The organism is Leptospira kirschneri serovar Cynopteri str. 3522 CT, assembly GCF_000243695.2.
GTDB lineage: Bacteria > Spirochaetota > Leptospiria > Leptospirales > Leptospiraceae > Leptospira > Leptospira kirschneri.
Genome location: NZ_AHMN02000013.1, coordinates 346,213 through 364,423 on the forward strand (window position 1 = coordinate 346,213; position 18,211 = coordinate 364,423).

Consider the following 18,211-nt stretch of genomic DNA (forward strand, 5'->3'; position numbering starts at 1 on the left):
ATTATAGAAGCGAGACTGCTTTAGTTTGAGAGAACGTTCTATCTTGCGACCCGTCGGGAGCGAGATTTGAGTTTAGAGAGCATTCTGTTAAGTTCAATTTTGATTCTAAAATCCTATCCAACTTGTGGATAAAGTTATGGTAGAGAGCGTTCTGCGAAAGTTACTGCAGCTTAATCTTTCTGATAAAATGAATTAGGATTTGAGACGCGCTGTAAATTTCTATTCCGAACTCTGTTTGAATGAAAAGTATTGAGTGTTCTACAGATTGGTTATCAGTAATAAAGTTTTTGAAAAATGAATACTTCATTTGTTTCTGTTTTATGAAAACGGTCGATTGAAGTGGTTTTGTTAAACTGAACTATGGAATTTTTCAACAACTCTAATTATTTGTTTTGGATTTTTTGAAGTTTTACCAAAGTGAAAACTCTGTAAACATAGAAATAAATTAAAAAAATAGTATATTTTATTTTTCTAAATCGATTTAAGGAACGAAAGTGTTTTGGTGGATATGTTTGCAGATGATTTTAAGACTGGCGTTTGTCAAAAAATTTTGATGAATAATAGGATTTTGAATCTCGGAGTGACTGGATTCGAACCAGCGACCCCTTCCCCCCCAGAGAAGTGCGCTACCACTGCGCTACACCCCGATTCTTTCTATAACAGTAAGAATTTCCCAAAAGCCTCTTCTGTAAACTTAAAAAAGAATAGATTCTTATGGAATCGATTCCTATGAATTTCGAAATCAATTTCCATTTAGAAAAATAGTTTCAGACTATAGTTTTTGAATTAGAAAAAAATTAACAAAGAAAATCCGGACAAACAAACCAAATGATTTGACCGTCGTGGAACTTTTCTCTAGGAACATTGATTGCAAGTGCGGAACCTGGAGAAAAAAGAAAACTTTTTCCAACTCCACTGATTCCTAAAAGTTTTTCTGCAAATATGGAAACGTCCGGGCTATGTCCTACTAAAAGAATTGTATCAGAGTTAGAATATTCTCGAATCATCGGACAAACCCGAGACATATCTTGACCTGCTTCTAAATAATTCAATGACTCTGTTTCTTGTTCGGGTTGAAGAATGTCCGTATAAATTTTTGCGGTGTTTTTTGTTCTTTCGTAAGGACTATGATAGATCTTTGTGATTTTGAAACCGGTTTTAAAAAAATTCCCCATCTTTCGCACGTCCGCTTCTCCTTTGGTTGTGAGTTGCCTTGAGCGATCCGTTCCGTCCAGAGAAGTTGTTTCCGCTTCTCCATGTCTTGCAATTATAATCTTCATGTCTTATAGAGAATTGACAGAGAATGATTCCTGAAAAATCATTGAGCCTTCTTAAATTGAAACCTAAACAGGGTCCAATAAAATTATGTTCTTCCGATTGTCTCTAAAATTGTACGTAAAAATTTCGCATTACGGATCCAAATTTCTTATAAAGAATACGGATTTTTTGAGACGATTTTAGAGAAGGCTTTAATTCCAAGGAAATGTGCATGTCTGAATTTGCAATTGAAATCGATTCGATTCAAAAAAAATACAAGGAACAAAAGGCTCTTAAGGGCGTCTCCTTTCAAGTTCCTAAAGGTTCCGTTTTTGGTCTTCTTGGTCCAAACGGTGCGGGAAAAACGAGTTTGGTTCGAATCTTAATGGGATTTTCCAAACAAACCGAAGGTAACTTTCGTTTATTTGGACTTCCGTTTTCTACTCGATTGAGAAAAAAAATAGGTTATCTTCCCGAAAAAATTTCTATTCCAGGATTTTTAACGGGAGAAGAATTTTTAACCTTCAGCGGAAAGTTAGCTGGAATGAAAAGCGCTTCGATTCGGGATAAGTCTAAGAGCCTTCTGGAAAAAACTGGCATTGCGGACGCGGCTTCTAAAAAAATTTCCGGTTATTCCAAAGGGATGTTACAAAGATTAGGACTTGCATCTGCTTTGATCAATGATCCCGAACTTTTGATTTTAGATGAACCCGGTTCCGGTTTGGATCCGAAAGGTTATATCGATTTTCGGGAAACTCTTGTAGAAGAGAATCGAACAAAGGGTACAACAGTATTATTAAATTCTCATAGACTTTTGGAAGTGGAAAAAGTTTGTCACGAAATTGGGATTCTTAATTTAGGAACCCTTGCCGCGATTGGCCCTTTGGAATCCTTGAAGGAAGGAAAAAATAGAATTCTTATCAAATTGGAATTTATTACGCCTGAGTTAGACTCTTACATTCGTAAAATTTCATCGGAGCAAAAAATTAAGGAGAATCAAATCGAGTTTCTTCCCATGGATGGGATTGATCTGAGAAAAATTCCCGCTGAACTTGTTGCCTTAGGAGCAAACATTTTTAAATATGAAAGAACTACTGAATCTCTTGAAGAGGTTTTCTTAAGAGTAACTGGAGGAAACGATGAATAACTTTTCTTGGATTCAAGATCAGATTCCGAAAGTTTTTTCAATCGCATTTTTAACGCTAAGAGAAACTCTTCGAAAGAGAATCGTATATTTTATTTTTATAATATCCACCCTGTTTTTATTTTTGAATTTCACGTGTCAGATTCAGATTGGTAGTCAAGATCAATCCGGAAATCCGGATTTTCAAGTTTACGTAACTTTTCTTTTTTTTGCGTTTTGGAATACTGTGCTCGCTTTGTTTCTTCCGGTTTCTCTTTTGGGGGACGAATTGGAAAATAAAACTTATATTCCGATTCTTGCAAGACCCGTTTCTCCTTTGACTTACATCGGTGGAAAATCCCTGGGAGTTCTTTTACTCGTTTTTGCCAATGGAATTTTTCTAATCGGGACTTATCTCGCCAAACAACAAATTGGCGGAGGAAACTTTTCTTGGGATCTTTTGAAAGCGTGTTTTACCATGTTTTTCGTTTTTTATTTTCTGATTCTTTTCGGTTTTGTAGTCGTTTTAGGTTTTGGTAAAAACGTAGGTTTTTTCGGAGGACTTGCGCTTCTCGTTTTTTCTACTTTTTTAGATCTATTCATTTACGAGTCAGCGGCTGCAAGTATGGTTCAGGCTTCGGATTTGAAAAAACAAATTTTAGAAGTGATTTATTGGATTCTTCCTCAAGAAGGGACTGTGTTTTTCTTTTCGAGTTCTCTTCTCGCAAAAAGTCTTTCGCAGGTCCATTATTATGGGGAATACTCACTCATTCAGATTAGTGTTTGGATTTTTCTTTGTTTCGGATTTGTGAAAGTTATTCTAGATAGAAAAGAACTCTAAACGTAATACAGATTGACAAACTTTGAAAGAATCATAATTCTGTCTTGGGTTTAACGATCCAAACGGAATTTGGAAATCCGTAGATGAAGATTCAGTGGTTTCATTATGAAAAGGAAGGATATTATCTTTCCGTTAAAAATTTAAACGAACCGATTGAATCTCTCAATCCTCTCTATTTAAGAATCACTCATTTCAATCAAAACATAGATAAAATCATCGGTTTTATTTTGGATCGTTATTTACAATATTTAGATATTGGCCCTCTTCGGGAATGTATTTTTTCCATCTTAAGAGAAACTCTTATGAACGCGGTAAAAGCCAATCAAAAGAGAATGGTTTTTAAAGAAGCCGGTCTGGATATTAAAGATCCGGATCAATACTTGATCGGGATGGAAAGGTTCAAGGAAGAATTGATTTCAAAGAAAGATCTTTACGCAGATCTTCTAGAACAAAACGGATTATATGTTCTCATTACGTTTGGTTTTAATCAGAATAGTTTTCTTTTAAAGGTTTCGAATAATGTAGGAATTCTTCCCGAAGAAGATCAGAGAATTCAAGAAAGAATCTCAAAGGCTCGTTCTTATAATGATCTTTCGGAGGTTTTCGAAAATCACGGAGACGAATCGGAAGGTGCCGGTTTGGGGCTGGCGATGTCTCTTTTAATGTTGAAAAACGAGGGAATTGAAGGGGATTCATATCGGATCAAATCTGAGGAAGGAATTACTTCTGCTTATATCAAGATTCCTTTTGAATTTAAAAAAAGAAATATTAATCTCCAAAAAACTGGGGACATTTTTGCGGAACTAGACACTCTTCCTACGTTTCCGGATAACATCAATCAGATTATGAGTCTGATTAATAAACCCGATTCTTCGATTCAGAATATCACGGAACTTGTGAGTAGAGACGTATCACTTTCTACGAATATTCTAAAATTAGCAAATTCTGCTTCATTCTCTCAAAGAACGAGAGTGGAAGACTTGGAGGATGCGATCAAAGTGATCGGCCTTTCGGAGTTGAACAATATACTTTTGAGTTTAGGAACAAAAAAAATCCTAGAAGAAAAATACGATGAGTTTGAAGCGATCTGGGAAAGATCCAGTTTATCTGCGTTTATCTGTAGACGTCTTGGGGAAAGAATGGGCTGGAAAAAACAAACAATCACCGTTTTGGTTTGTGCGGCTTTGTTACACGACGTGGGCCGTGTAATCTTGCTTTCTATTGATCCGAATGTTTCGGCGAAAATATCCGAAATTTTGGGAAATAGACTTTATCCTTCTCCTTTGACTCTGGAGGAAGCTGCATTAGGGATTTCTCATACTACTTTGGGTGGAATGATTTGTGAGAAATGGAACTTTTCGGATACAATTCGAGTTGCGGCAGAAATGCATCATAGACCTCTTTTGGTCAAAAGAGAATTTCAGAACACTGTATTTGCGATTTATCTTTCAGATATGATCATTGATATTTCCAGCGGTATTTCCGATTATTCTATGATACAATCCGCGGTCCTTCAGCATTTTGGTTTTAAAAAGGAAAAAGAATTTGTGGAATTTATGGACAAAACTCTTCTAGAATATAAAAACTTCTCTTAAGATATATTCAATATTTCTGATATATAGATGGAAAGAATTTTTGCGACTTCATGAAAATCTTTCGATTTTAGTTCTTCTGGTCTTTTGTCTAAATCAATGTTTACGTCCTTTAGCGCTTTTAAACATTCGGCACGAAACGTTCTTTCGGAAAAATTTTCGGAAGAATAAACTTCTAAAGGTAAAGATTCGACAGGAGCGTCTCTAAAGGACGAAGTCAATTTTTTTCTTTTTCCCCAGAAAGCGGTTCTACAAATACATTCGAGTGCAATAAATCCGGATTCGTTTTTAAATACGGGCGATGATTTATATTCTAAAATGGAGGAATCTACATTTGGTTTTGGATAAAAAGCTCCAGCTTTTATATCTTTTTTTAGACTCCAATTTCCGTATGCCGAAAGATAAAATTGAATCGAAGAAGGTTCAGTTGAAATTCTTTTTGCAAATTCTTTTTGTACTAAAAATGTAGCGCCTTTTAATCCTTTTAAATTTTTAACCGAATTTAAGGTAAGTTCGGAAGAAATGTAATAAGGAAGATTTCCAAAAAGATATGTTGAATCTTTTGAATATTCAGGTAAAAAGTTGAGAGCGTCTCCTTCTCTGAGTTCAAATTCCGGAAGGTATTCTCTGAGCCAATTTGAATAGATCGGATCGATTTCGAATAACGTGACCGGTTTTTGGAAGTCGAGTAATCCGTGAGAGATTGCGCCCAGTCCGGGACCAATTTCTAAAATTCGATCGATTTTAGAAAGAAGGTCGGAATTCAAACAATCTAAAATGGATCGAATCGCGTTCGGATCGATTAAAAAATTCTGCCCCCATTTTTTTAACGGTGCGGAGGATTTTGACTCCAGGAACTTTCGAATCTCAGAAACTTTCCGAAATGGGTATTCTCTGGAGCTCATCTTTTTCCAGAAACACCCAACTCTCCGTAAGCCCAAGCAGTTTTCGGTTTCGATTCCAGACTTTCGAATCTTCTTGGTTTCCAAAAGGAGTTTCTAAAAGAATCCAACCGCTACCTATTTTTGTTTTTTGAGCGAGTTGAAAGAGGGAATCTTTTTTAGTATGAAAGAATAATATTTTGGATCGATGTGAAATCGAAATTTCTCGAATGGGTTTTGATTTGAGAAAATGAAATCTACTTTTTTGATTCCAAGCTTCGAAATCTAAACCGGAATAAAAAATTTCCGTTTGAGGATAATCTTGCAAACATTGAAACGCCCAGCTGAGACAAGATTCGTCTTCTACAAAAACTTTTTTTAGGGGGCGTTTTTCTGTGGAATCGCAGTAGATTTTTTTAGAGGTTCTAAATGCGTTTGCAATTGTTTTGAACCCATACTTACATTTTCCAGAAAAAATCAAAGAATCTCCGTTTCGGAATATAAAGAAAAATTTATTGTTTATAATTTTATTTTTTGAGGGAAACCAATTCGGAGACTTATAGAGTAATACGTGGATTCCTAAAATTGTAAGAAAAAATAGAATACAAAAAATCGGATACCATCTTTTTCCGAACGTTTTATGTTTGTTTAAAGTAGAATATTCCGGTTTTTGAATTTTATGATTTGTGTTTTTCGATTTATCGTTTAGAGCCCCTGAGTTTTTTTGAAAAGCGGACAGGATCTGTTTTTGGAATGAAATCTTTGTTTTGAACATTTCCGGATTTGAATCACGAAGTAGAGGTGTTTCTTTTTTATAGTTTGGAAATAAAAGCACATTCTTTTTTTGTCTTATTGGTGATGGACACAATTGTATATTTTGTTTTATGAATATTATATTTTTTGAATTAAAAATCTGATTATACGGGAGTCGATCTTTGGAATACGTTTGTTGAGATTCTCTTATATCGATGGAAATTGATTCGCTTTGTAAACTTGTCGTTTTGTTTTCTGTAAATTTTTCGTATGAACTCAGTGTTTCTTTTTTTATGGATCGTTTGGCGTCTCTGATATAATTTTTTTCTATAAAATAAGAATAGTAGAATATTTTTATACACAGTAAGATCCAACCTATGATTCCTATCCAGGCTGCGTCTTTCATTTCCTTATAAAAACCGAGCGGTTTGGATAAGTTTTCTGATAAGTATATTAGAATTTGAATTAAGAATTCTGTAATGGACCAAATCGGTTCTGTTAATAAGATTAGTTTTGTTTTTTGTATAAGTAGAGAAAGATAAAGAATCGGAAGAAGTATTCCCGCTAAAGGAACCATGATTAAGTTGAGAAGAATGGATCCGAAACTGTAAGATTCAAACGAAAGGAGTAGGACGGGCATCGTGCCGAGTCCGGCAGAAAATGAAATCGATAAATTTTCTTTTAAAAAATAGGATATTTTATTTTCATCGGAAAGAAAATTACAGGCGATCTTAATTGGATAAGAAAAGAAGAATATTCCTGCCACAGCTCCAAAAGAAAGACAAAACGAAACCGAATAAAATCGAGTAGGATCTACGAGCCATAAAATCCAGGCTGAACCGAGCAATAGATCGACTGGTCGTAATTTACGAAAGAATAATCCTTGGAATAACAGCATTCCTGCAAATATCCAGGCTCTTGCGAGTGAAGTCGGATAACCCAAAGCGGACAGATAAAAAAAACCTGTAAGAAGCGGAATGATTCTAGGTATGTTGTATCCTAAACTGGGAATCAAACTTAAAAGTCGGAATTGAACTCCCATTAAAATTCCGAGATGTAATCCAGAGGCGGCAAACAAATGCAGAATTCCTCCTTCTTTTGCTTTCGTTTTAAATTCTTGAGAAAGTTGTTTGGATTCTCCAAAAATAAGTCCTAAAGCGATTCGATTGGAATTTTTTTCTAGTTCCGCTTCTTTTAAATCCAGTAAAATTTGTTCTCTGAATTTTTCTTGGAAAATCTTTTCCGGTTTTCCAAACGGATTTTTTTGGGAAACGTTGAAAGACTTTTTTTGCGGGTTTATGAGGAATTTTTCCGGAAAAGCAGTTAAAGCATATAAAAGAAAAAATATTCCAAAAATAAAATATTCTGAAATTTGAAATCGTTTTTTTAAAAATCGACTGATTGAAAATAAAACGATCGTGGAGCCGATCCAGAGTAGGACGGTTCCGGGAAAAATTAGGTCTATAACGATTCCTGTAAGTGTTCCGAGTGAAAATTTCGAAAATGGAGAACAAGGAATCCAATTTCTAATATGTTTTTCCATACCTTTTTACGGTTATTGGTCCGATCGTTTTGGAAGTATTTTTGCCGATTTTTTTTGCAGAAATGTGGGAGTGATAGTTGCAGATAAATTTTGAGAATGAGGGAACTCTAATTACAATAAATAGATATTTAAATGTCCGTAATGCGACTTAATCTGTGGGAACTACCACAAATCTATATTTTACGGTAAAACTTTGAAATGTGGGTTCCACTGTTTTGAGTCTTTAAAAATTAGGATCAAACATTTTTATAGATGAATGTAGGAGTTCTTACTTTTAGAAAGATGTTTCTCTTATATCGAATTCACGTTAATTTAGAGATACGTAGTAGATCTAGATTGGAGTTGTTAAAAAAATCCATATCTACAAATGATTTCATCCAGTCTTTTAATGAAAAAACGGAAGAAATAAATTTTTCGAAAACTTTATTGTTGAATAGCTGGATTATTTTAAAAAATAATAATATATTTATAGTTTAAAATTGATAAATTCCTAATTCTTTGCGAACTCTGTCTAAAACGTTTGAAATCGTTTTTCGAGCTTTTGTTTGTCCTTTTTTAAGAGATTCTTCTACAAAAGTTTTGTCCGCCACTATTTTTTCCCGTTCTTTTCGATAAGGTGCAAAGTAATCCAAAGTATCTTGAAGAAGTTGTTTCTTTAAATCACCGTAACCGGTCCCTGGAGTTAAAAATTTTTGTTTCAGGTTTTCTTTTCCTTTGGTATCTAAAAACAAAGAATGAATCGCATAAATATTACTTTTGGAAGGGTCTTTGGATTCGTCGATTCCGGCGGAGTCGGTCGTGATGGACATTATGGATTTCTTAAGTTCTTTTTCAGAGTCGAAAAAATTAATCGTATTTCCGTATGACTTAGACATTTTTTGACCATCTATACCCGGAACCAAAGCAGTTGTTTCATCTATTTCCGGTTCGGGAATTTTAAATACCTGACCCACTTCTCGATTGAAGGTAGAAGCAATATCTCTAGCAAATTCTAAATGTTGTTTTTGATCTTTACCAACCGGAACTCTGTCACTATCAAAACCTAAAATGTCTGCCGCCATCAAAATGGGATAAAAGAAAAGCCCACCTCCAGGATGAAAACCTTTCGCTACCTTATCTTTGTAAGAGTGTGCCAAACTCAATTGATTGACTGAAATGGAATGACTTAGATACCAAGTGAGTTCCGTTACTTCCGGAACCGAAGATTGAAGCCAAAATGTACATCGATCCGGATCGATTCCAAGTGCAAGAAAATCGCAAACCGCGTTAAACGTATTCTCCCTTTGTTTTTCTTTTGAGGAGAATGTTGTTAAAGAATGCAAATCCGCTATAAAACAAAATAAGTCCGTCGAATCCTGGTATTCTTTGAGTTTTCGAATGACTGAGAAAAAATTTCCTAAGTGAAGTTTACCGGAAGGTTGGACCCCAGTGAGAATCCTCATGTTTCCTCCGTTCGTTTTGTATCGTAAGGTTTACCGGCAAGTCTTTCGTATTCTTTCGTCAAAGATGCAAGTTCTGTATCGATTTTTTTATGTAAGGTTAATTTAGTGATCGTAAGTTTATCTTTGTAAATTACGGCGTAGTTGTAGAGAAGTTTTGCCATTTCCAAAAAGGCGAACTCCAATGTTTTTCCGTTCAATCGATTTCCGGAAACGATCATAGAATCGCAATAAGGAATAAACCTATGAAGGATTTTGATTTCTTCGATTACTTTTTCTTTAGAAACTAAAACTCTTTCGTTTAGTTTGCCTGAAGCTTCGTATTGTTTGGCGAGTAAATGGTTCTCTACGAGAATATTGATCTTTTCTGCGAATTTGCCCATAAAACCCGCAGCGTCTCCGATCAGTTTTAAAAGGTTCTGAGTGATCTGATCTTCTACTCCCACGGTTGAAGTCGTATGTTCGTTGTAAGTCGCAAAACTATATTGAAAACTAGGATATTTTTTGTTGAATGCATCCAAAAGGCGAAGCAAGTTATTGATCTGCTCTATATCACTTTTAAAAAGACCAGGAAGCATGATGATTACGTCTCTACTTTGATTTTTTGTACCTACCTTGACCGTTCCTTCTAAAATTGGAGCAAACGAGGCTTGAAAATCTCTAAGTAATAAATACATCAATTTATGGGGCGTTCCTTTAAAAGAGGATTTAAGAGACGCGGACTGCATATTTTCAGGAACGTGATTTTCAAAATAATCATCTACGATTAGATTCAAAAAATCGAAATTCATTTTTCCTTTATCATCAATTTTAAAATATCTTTCTCTTAGGCCTTGCAGTTCTTCTTTTCTATTGAGTCTAGTTTGAATATCGTCCGCAAGGCGAAGTAGAGTAGTCTCCACTTCTTTGATAATATCTGGAGATCCTTGAAATTTATTTTCGTTGATGGGAGGAATGTTGAGTTGTTGAACGACTTCATCCCAGGTGATCATACGTTTGGTAGCAACAATATGAAACGCTCGGATTGCATCGGACATTTTAGGTCTTCCGTCTTCTAGGTTTACGCCGTAAGTAAGTCCTGCCATAATCTGAGGCATCTTAGGAACCAGTTTTTCGTCTTTACGAATCAGTTCAGGAACTTCCGTCATCACTATGTCTTTACAATCCGCTCGGCTCAAATGCCTTGCATAATAAAGTTCTAATTTAGTTGCACGGTTCAAAAATATTTCCGGAGAAATCTGGTCGATAAACAAACTGTCCAAAGTAATGATACTGTTGAGAAGTTTATTAAAATTTAATACTACGTTGTATACGAGAGGTTTCCAATATCTCCAGCCTTGTTGTTCGCAAAATCGAAGTGCTTGGATTGTAGCAATGATCTGATCTTCTTTCAAAAATTTGAATAGATTGTGAACTCCTGAAGAAATCTGTAGTTTTCTACCTAAAAAACCTACGTCCATTGTTCCGGATTCTTTGGCGAACTTATTGATGGCAGGATTTCCTCCAAATAAGTTTGCTAAAAACCCGATCCCTGCAGCAGAAGATTCGTTTTTTCGAGCGGGTTTCGCAGGACCTTTGGAAGTAGTTGCGGATTTTTCTGCAGCCTTTTTAACCTTATCTTCGTCTTCGAACTTTTTGTTTTCTTCTTGTCTTTTTTTCTCGAACTCTTCGTCAACCTTTTTCATCAAATCGATACGAATGAAAATGTCGTTCGATTTCTGGATTACCTCGTCGATTTTTTCCTGATGTTCGGGGCTTCTCTGTTTTCTATAGAGATCCGCGAATGTTTTATGGGCGTCGGTCCTTGAACTTCCAGACAAGAGAATTTATTCCTTTTCGTTCAGAGGATTTTCTACGATCTGCGCGCTGGAAGGGGCGCTAAAGTTGAATAGGGAAGCGGAAAGTCCTACGTTTGTCTGTACACCGGAAAAACTGATCGATGTGTATTCGTTACTTCCTCTTTTTTTCATTCTTAAAGATTTAGGAGTGTTGTCTGAATTCATGGTTACTACAATCTCTTCATACGTTTTTGTAGTAGATTTGAGTCGGATGGAACCACCCACTTGGGCAACTTCTTCGTAACCACTGAGTAAACCAAAAACTCCTCCGGAGGTCCCACGAAGATCTTGTTTTCCTACGATAGCTCTTGCGGGAGAGTAAAACCAAAGAAATCTACCATTGGAAGATACAACTCTACCATCTGAGAATTTGACGTGTAAATAGTTCGGTTTTTTAAAGGAAAGTGTTCCTGATATTTCGTTATTGATCGTTACGCTGGCTCTGAGGCTGGAAATTTCGTTCATCCTTCCTAAGAGTGCACCTAGTTTGTCTCTTCCAGGATCTCCTGAAACAGAAATGCCGCAGACTAAAATCAGTCCTGCGGCACCCGGGAGAATTCTCCTGATTTTCAAAAATGCCATAGTTTCAAACTACGCGTGAAGGTTGATTATCCAAGTACTTTTTTGAATAAAAACTCATGCTCAACTCCCTACCATCCTTACCCACAAGTTGAATAGGATTTTAGAATCAGAAGGCGCAAAAACGCACATTTTTCAAGTGTTCCGACAAGAATGAGTCTTTTTACTTGCAAAAAGCATGTTTTTCTGATAGAGAAAAGTCTTCCGAATTTCTCCACCTGAATTGCGACCCATGGGAAGCAATTCATTGAGTTACCCCCACCCAAAAATAAGGGTGGGAACTCAGTTTTACAGAGGATTTGTCGTAATTCCCACAGATTTAATATTGAGATCCAAATACTTTTTTGAATAAAAACTCATGCTCAACTCCCTACGGGTCGTTTCGCAGGTTGATTATCCAAGTACTTTTTTGAACTCTGCAGTTACTGCGGGAACTACTTCGAAAAGGTCTCCTACGATTCCGTAAGTCGCTACTTTAAAGATAGGAGCGTCTCCGTCTTTGTTGATTGCAACGATATACTTAGAAGATCCCATTCCAGCTAAGTGTTGGATGGCTCCGGAAATTCCACAAGCGATGTAACAGTTTGGAGAAACGGTCTTTCCGGTCTGTCCTACTTGATGAGAGTGAGAAATCCATCCTGCATCTACAGCCGCACGAGAAGCTCCCAGAGCCGCTCCGAGTGTGTCAGCAAGCTCTTGAAGGATAGGCCAATTTTCTGGTCCTTTGATTCCGCGTCCGCCGGATACAATGATAGAAGCTTCCGTTAATTGAACTTTAGAACCACCACTTAAGTCGGAAGATACAATTTTTACTTTTGCATTTCCTGCAGATGGAGAAGCCGCTTCTACAGCGCCAGCACCTGCTTTTTGAATGATTTCTTGAGAGTTAGGACGAACGGTAAAAATTTGAATCGGGCTTGTTACTTTGAAGTTAGCATAAGCCTTTCCGGAGTAGATTGGTTTTTTTGCTACAACCTTTCCACCGTCTACAGAAAATCCTACAACGTCTGCAATAATTCCGGCTCCTACCTTTACGGCTACTCTAGGAGAATAATCTTTTCCTTGAGAAGTATGCGGAAGAAGAACTACGGCAGGGTTTTGCGCTTTGATCATTTCTGCAACTTGATTGGAATATGTTTCTGCGTTGTACTCGTCTGAATTTACGGTAAGGATCGTATCGGCTCCGACTGCAGCCAATTCAGGAGCGTGTTTTTCGACTCCGTTTCCGATCAGAAGTGCAACTACTTTTCCTCCGATAGAATCTGCGATCTTTCTACCTGCAGAAGTGATTTCTCTGGAGATTTTTTTCAGTTCTCCGTCTTTTAATTCGCCAACAATGAATACGTTGCTCACTTGTGTTCTCCTTATATAACCTTAGCTTCTTCTCTAAGAGCCTTCACGAGTTGAGATGCAAAAGCGTTCGCATCTGCTGCTTCCAGTTTTCTACCTGGAATTCTTGGAGGAGGAGGCTCCAGTCCAACAACTTCGATTTTACTAGAGGGGCTACCTAGATCTGCTGCAGACTTAGTTTCTACAGGTTTTTTCTTAGCGGTCATGATTCCTTTGAGAGAAGGATAACGAGGTTCGTTCAATCCTTTCTGTGCTGTAAGAGCCACTGGAGTTGAAGTTTCAACAGTTTGAGTTCCACCTTCTACTTCTTTTGTGGCTTTAACCGCGGTTCCGTTGATTTCAAGATTGATTGCAAATGCGATATGAGGAATTCCTAAAAGTTCTGCAACTTGGATGACAACTTGAGAAGAATCCGTATCGATGGATTGTCTTCCTCCTATGATTACGTCTGCGTTTTCTGCTTTTGCAAAGTTTGAAATCAGTTCTGCGGTATTGTTTGTGTCGAAAGGAACGTAGTTATCCACCTTGATATGAACCGCGCGGTCAGCGCCCATTGCATAAGCGGTTCTAAGAGCTTCTACGACTCTGTCCGGTCCGAGGGAAACGGCGATTACTTCTCCACCGTGTTTTTCACGAAGTCTGATTCCTTCTTCGATGGCAAATTCATCATAAGGAGAGATAATCCATTTGATTCCGGCTTCGTTGATGGATTTGTCCCCTACTTTAATACTCGTTTCGGTGTCAGGTACCTGTTTCACTAATACGATGATTTTCATTCGATGGGTACTCCAAAAAAAATTAGTGCTGTTAACACAAAAATCTTGTGTCTATGTAGTGCAAACTACTTTTTTAAAAGGGCCTAAACTGTCTCATCTGTTGAAAGTAAATATTTCAACCAGTAGTAGGTCCAGATCATAAATCCGATTACGATCAAAACGTTTGCATCTGTTTTTAAGAAAAACACTAGTCCCCAAAATAAAGGTAAAAGCATCCAAGTGCAAAGAGACAAAAGTAGAAAGATGGATTTCTTTTGAAAGGGAGAATGAAGTGCACTTTGAAATTGAGAACGGAAAACGGACGGTTTGAATAAGTTCCATTTATTTTTTCTTGGAGATTCGTTTTGAAAAGAACCTGTTTTTTTTGTCTCGGTTTCTTGAGTCTTTGAATCTTTTTGCAACAGAGTATCTGATTTTTGAAAGAAGCCGTAAGATAAAAAGAAAAAAAGCACACAAAGGATTGTCAAAATCAGAGCGTAGATCATAAGATAGTTTTTGGAGAATAAAGATTCTCTGTCGAGCTGTTTTAGTCTTGGGAAAGAGAATATTAGAGAAGAGGAAACATGAGAGCTTTACTTGAAAAACCGAATGATTTATTTAACCCGACGGAGAACCATCTTGCGCTTCGAGAAAACGTTGCAAAGTTTGCAAAAGAAAATATGGACACTCAGGCAAAAGAACACGACGACCACGAAACTTTTAACTTATCTCTGTTTCGTAGAATCGGTTCTGAACTCGGACTTTTTGGGATTACCGTTCCAGAAGAGGACGGTGGAATGGGAATGGACGCGGTTGCCGCAGTTATCATTCACGAAGAATTATCCGCATACGATCCCGGTTTTACACTTTCTTATTTGGCCCACGAAGTATTGTTCGTAAATAATTTTTATCATAGTTCCAATGCTGCTCAAAGAGCAAAGTATCTTTCAAAAGTAATTTCCGGAGAATGGATCGGCGGAATGGGAATGACCGAGCCGGGGGCAGGGACAGACGTTTTAGGAATGAGGACGATTGCCGTAAAGAAAGGCGACAAATACGTGTTAAACGGTTCCAAACAATATATCACCAACGGGAACGTTGGAAGTGTTTTTTTAGTATATGCAAAAATGAATAAGGATTCTAAAAGAACCACTTCCTTTCTGGTAGAAAGTTCTTTTCCAGGATTTAGCGTTGGTAAAAAAGAAGAGAAGATGGGAATGCGTTCTTCTCCAACAACTCAACTTATATTCGAAGATTGTGAAGTTCCTGCGGAAAACTTAGTCGGTCAAGAAGACGGTGCCCTTGTTCACATGATGAGAAATTTAGAAATTGAGAGGGTAACCCTGGCGGCTCAATCTTTAGGTATCGCAAAACGTTGTGTAGACGTTATGGCGGATTACACGATTCGTCATAGAGAAGCTTTTGGAAAAAAACTTTCCGAGTTCGGACAAATCCAAAAACTTTTAGCGGAATCTTATGCAGATTATCAAGCGGCTCGAGCACTCGTATATCAAGTAGCAAGTGGAATTCATCCAGAAAATAGAAATTCTCTTGGCGCCGCCTCTGCAAAGTTAGTTGCTACTCAAATGGCGGAAAGAGTTTCTCGAAACGCCATTCAAGCGTTAGGCGGTTATGGATATTGTCGAGAATATCCAGTAGAAAGATTACATAGGGATTCCATTCTTCTTTCGATCGGTGGGGGAACCAACGAAGCGATGCAAAAGAACATCGTCGCCGATTTGAAAAAAATCTACGAAGGTACTCCTTGAGTCGAAAGAACATTTCCCTTACCGAAAGTCTGGAAGAATATATCTTTCGGAATTCCGTAAGAGAACCGGATTCTTTTTTAAGATTGAGAGAAGAAACCGGTAGGTTGGCTCAGGCAAATATGCAAATCAGTCCTGAAGAAGGACAATTTTTAAACATTCTTACTAAAATCAGCGGAGCGAAAAAGATTATAGAAATCGGTACGTTTACCGGTTATTCGTCCCTTTGTTTCGCTTCTGCTTTGCCAGAAGACGGTAAAATTCTTTGTTGTGATCTTAGCGAAGAATGGACAAATATAGCGCGTAAATATTGGAAAGAAAACGGTTTAGAAAATAAAGTTTTTCTAAAGCTTGGATGTGCATTAGAAACTTTGCAAGTGTTGATCGATTCAAAATCTGCACCGGCTTGGGCTTCCGATTTTACTTTTGGACCTTCTACGATCGATTTGTTTTTTTTAGACGCGGATAAAGAAAATTATCCGAACTATTATCCGTTGATCTTAAAACTTCTCAAACCGGGCGGACTTTTGATTGCGGATAATGTTCTCTGGGGTGGAAGTGTGTCTGATCCTTCTCATCAAGAACCTTCTACGATTGGAATTCGTAAATTCAACGAACTCGTGTATAACGATCCTTTGGTGGATGTCAGTTTAGTTCCGATTGCGGATGGGGTTTCGTTGGTGAGGAAGAGATAACCGTAATTGATTTCGAAGATCCTTCCCTCGTTTGATATCGAAAAGAAGGAAGGATCGTTTTTTAGTTACAAGCGTTTGGAGCCAATCCCCCATCCTCGTAGTAAACAAGAGTTGCATTACTAACGTGTCTTATGTCTAAGCCAACCTTGTGGGTCAACGAAATCTGAGGTGGAAAGTGATCCCAATTGTTGTTCATTGCGTATAGAATTTGTGTTTCGCTACCACTTCCTGGAATCCATATATCCTCGTATGAATTGCAGGATATAGTATTATTTCCCGCGCTTCCGGTCGGCCCCTGTCCTAAATCAAATCCAATTGGACTACCGATACCTATGTAATTTTTAGAAATTATATTGTTCTCCACTTTGTCATAGGAAGCTCGAATTCCACCATTGTTGATCCCATGATAATTAAAAGTGAGTTGATTTCCAGAGATTATATTACGACCGACAGCCGTTACGTGATAATTTTCGTACTGGATACCGATTCCCGAGGGCATCCCAGTGATCGTATTATTTTTAATCTTTATGGATACGAAATTCTGTATGGAAATCCCTCTAACTGAATAATCATCTGGAATATCCGGGTTCGGGTTGGTGATTTTAAATCCGGCAATTTGAGAGTTATTGTTCGGGATGATGGTGGCATTCACGTGGGGAATATCGTCTCCTCCCCCGTTGATCCAAGTGGGTCCTGTTTTAGGTGTGGTTCCCGGTGGCCCCGCGTAAAGGGAGGAAGAACCGCCGACCAAACCCTTTCCATCATAGTCTCCGTATAAGTTAACTCCATCCGGAATATAAATAGGAAATGTCTCTCCTAGGGACGTGTCGTAGGTTCCGGGCGCAACTAGAATCACTTTGATACCGTCGGCCTTGGATGCTAAAATCGCCTTTGTGATTGTGCGGTAGGGGGCGGACTTAGTGCCTGCATTGGAGTTGTTTCCGGAGATGGAATCCACGTAATGCGTCGGTATATCGATAATCGCCAGTTCCGAGTTCCGTTCGGGATGGGCAAGGTTAAGCGGTTTGTGATTTACAATTCCCAAAAGCAATTGGGAAGCGTTACTGTTTTCACCGCTTTCCGAAGCACAGCCGATTAATAGCAATCCTACGAAAAAAATATTTAAAAAATGTTTCATTTTCGGTACCCTTATTTTAAAAGTTTTGAAACATTGCATTAAATTTAAATTTTGTCAATATTATATTAACGTGAGTTCGGCATAACAAATGCGAAAGCGATTATTATGCTGCGATCCATAGAGAGCAGCACCTGAGTTTTAAAAATTCCGAAGGAATTTTGGAGCGAAAAGAACTCAGCAAACGCTTTCCTCAAACTCAATGCATCGCTTCCTAAGGGTCGCTCTGGAAACTCAGCGTCTCACTTCTTAAACTCAGTAAAACGCTCTCTACCATAACCTTACCCACAAGTTGAATAGGATTTTAGAATAAGAAGGCTCAAAAACGCACATTTTTCAAGTGTTCCGACAAGAATGAGTCTTTTTACTTGCAAAAAGCATGTTTTTCTGATAGAGAAAAGTCTTCCGAATTTCTCCACCTCCGCCCCCACCCAAAAATAAGGGCGGGAACTCAGTTTTACAGAGGATTTGTCGTAATTCCCACAGATTGATATTGAGATCCAAATACTTGTGTGGTTGGTTATGATAGAGAGAAGCACCTGAGTTTATTATTCGCTCTAATTTTCTTACGTCGAACTCACGTTATATTAATGAAATCATTTTTATTCAATGATTTGGCATAGATAGTAAACCAAAAATTACCGAAATTAAAACTCAAAAGGGG

General features: G+C 37.5%; 15 protein-coding genes and 1 tRNA gene. 5 read left to right on the top strand and 11 right to left on the bottom strand.

Going from position 1 to position 18,211, the window contains the following annotated elements:
* Positions 1–575 precede the first annotated feature (575 nt).
* Together LEP1GSC049_RS210200 and sixA are read right to left on the bottom strand one after the other, a co-directional pair.
* A tRNA-Pro gene (locus LEP1GSC049_RS210200) sits at positions 576–647 on the bottom strand.
* Between the two features lie 150 nt (positions 648–797).
* Positions 798–1,280, bottom strand: coding sequence for a phosphohistidine phosphatase SixA (gene sixA / locus LEP1GSC049_RS210195; protein WP_004751373.1), 483 nt, complete (start codon positions 1,278–1,280; stop codon positions 798–800).
* A 209-nt stretch (positions 1,281–1,489) separates the two neighbouring features.
* Here sixA and LEP1GSC049_RS210190 point away from each other — a divergent pair, with 209 nt between their 5' ends.
* From LEP1GSC049_RS210190 to LEP1GSC049_RS210180, 3 genes are all read left to right on the top strand, one after another.
* Positions 1,490–2,404, top strand: coding sequence for an ABC transporter ATP-binding protein (locus LEP1GSC049_RS210190; RefSeq protein WP_004761397.1), 915 nt, complete (start codon positions 1,490–1,492; stop codon positions 2,402–2,404).
* Between the two features lie 109 nt (positions 2,405–2,513).
* The gene (locus LEP1GSC049_RS210185) at positions 2,514–3,221 is read left to right on the top strand and encodes an ABC-2 family transporter protein (protein WP_306292760.1); all 708 of its coding nucleotides are present in this window, start codon (positions 2,514–2,516) and stop codon (positions 3,219–3,221) included.
* An 83-nt stretch (positions 3,222–3,304) separates the two neighbouring features.
* Positions 3,305–4,816, top strand: coding sequence for an HDOD domain-containing protein (locus LEP1GSC049_RS210180; protein ID WP_016561066.1), 1,512 nt, complete (start codon positions 3,305–3,307; stop codon positions 4,814–4,816).
* On the opposite strand, the gene rsmA is transcribed toward LEP1GSC049_RS210180, so the two are convergent.
* From rsmA to LEP1GSC049_RS210140, 8 genes are all read right to left on the bottom strand, one after another.
* The gene (gene rsmA / locus LEP1GSC049_RS210175; protein ID WP_004751433.1) at positions 4,813–5,718 is read right to left on the bottom strand and encodes a 16S rRNA (adenine(1518)-N(6)/adenine(1519)-N(6))-dimethyltransferase RsmA; all 906 of its coding nucleotides are present in this window, start codon (positions 5,716–5,718) and stop codon (positions 4,813–4,815) included. The genes LEP1GSC049_RS210180 and rsmA overlap by 4 nt on opposite strands.
* Positions 5,681–7,990 (bottom strand): ComEC/Rec2 family competence protein, encoded by a 2,310-nt coding sequence (locus LEP1GSC049_RS210170; RefSeq protein ID WP_016561053.1) that lies wholly within the window; start codon positions 7,988–7,990, stop codon positions 5,681–5,683. The genes rsmA and LEP1GSC049_RS210170 overlap by 38 nt, the downstream gene beginning before the upstream one ends.
* Before the next feature lie 473 nt (positions 7,991–8,463).
* Entirely contained in the window at positions 8,464–9,432 is a 969-nt protein-coding gene (gene trpS, locus LEP1GSC049_RS210165) for a tryptophan--tRNA ligase (protein ID WP_004751514.1), read from the bottom strand.
* Entirely contained in the window at positions 9,429–11,249 is a 1,821-nt protein-coding gene (locus LEP1GSC049_RS210160; RefSeq protein ID WP_004751379.1) for a hypothetical protein, read from the bottom strand. The genes trpS and LEP1GSC049_RS210160 overlap by 4 nt, the downstream gene beginning before the upstream one ends.
* Positions 11,250–11,255: 6 nt before the next feature.
* A complete protein-coding gene (locus LEP1GSC049_RS210155; protein ID WP_004751507.1) occupies positions 11,256–11,849 on the bottom strand; it encodes a LolA family protein in 594 nt (197 codons plus the stop codon).
* Between the two features lie 390 nt (positions 11,850–12,239).
* Positions 12,240–13,199 carry an electron transfer flavoprotein subunit alpha/FixB family protein gene (locus LEP1GSC049_RS210150; RefSeq protein ID WP_004751646.1) on the bottom strand — a complete coding sequence of 320 codons (960 nt, stop codon included), beginning with the start codon at positions 13,197–13,199 and terminating at the stop codon, positions 12,240–12,242.
* 11 nt (positions 13,200–13,210) lie between these two features.
* Positions 13,211–13,972, bottom strand: a complete 762-nt coding sequence (locus tag LEP1GSC049_RS210145; RefSeq protein ID WP_004757872.1) for an electron transfer flavoprotein subunit beta/FixA family protein — start codon at positions 13,970–13,972, stop codon at positions 13,211–13,213.
* An 83-nt stretch (positions 13,973–14,055) separates the two neighbouring features.
* Complete coding sequence (locus tag LEP1GSC049_RS210140) at positions 14,056–14,457, bottom strand: LIC10362 family protein (protein ID WP_004751411.1); 402 nt, start codon at positions 14,455–14,457, stop codon at positions 14,056–14,058.
* Positions 14,458–14,535: 78 nt separating this feature from the next.
* On the opposite strand from LEP1GSC049_RS210140, the gene LEP1GSC049_RS210135 reads away from it, so the two are divergent.
* Positions 14,536–15,720, top strand: a complete 1,185-nt coding sequence (locus LEP1GSC049_RS210135; protein WP_004751611.1) for an acyl-CoA dehydrogenase family protein — start codon at positions 14,536–14,538, stop codon at positions 15,718–15,720.
* On the top strand, positions 15,717–16,412 hold the full coding sequence (locus LEP1GSC049_RS210130; RefSeq protein WP_016561070.1) for an O-methyltransferase: 696 nt from the start codon (positions 15,717–15,719) through the stop codon (positions 16,410–16,412). Before LEP1GSC049_RS210135 ends, LEP1GSC049_RS210130 begins: the two co-directional genes overlap by 4 nt.
* Positions 16,413–16,473: 61 nt before the next feature.
* On the opposite strand, the gene LEP1GSC049_RS210125 is transcribed toward LEP1GSC049_RS210130, so the two are convergent.
* On the bottom strand, positions 16,474–17,550 hold the full coding sequence (locus LEP1GSC049_RS210125) for an LIC10774 family surface protein (RefSeq protein ID WP_004767609.1): 1,077 nt from the start codon (positions 17,548–17,550) through the stop codon (positions 16,474–16,476).
* Between the last annotated feature and the right edge of the window lie 661 nt (positions 17,551–18,211).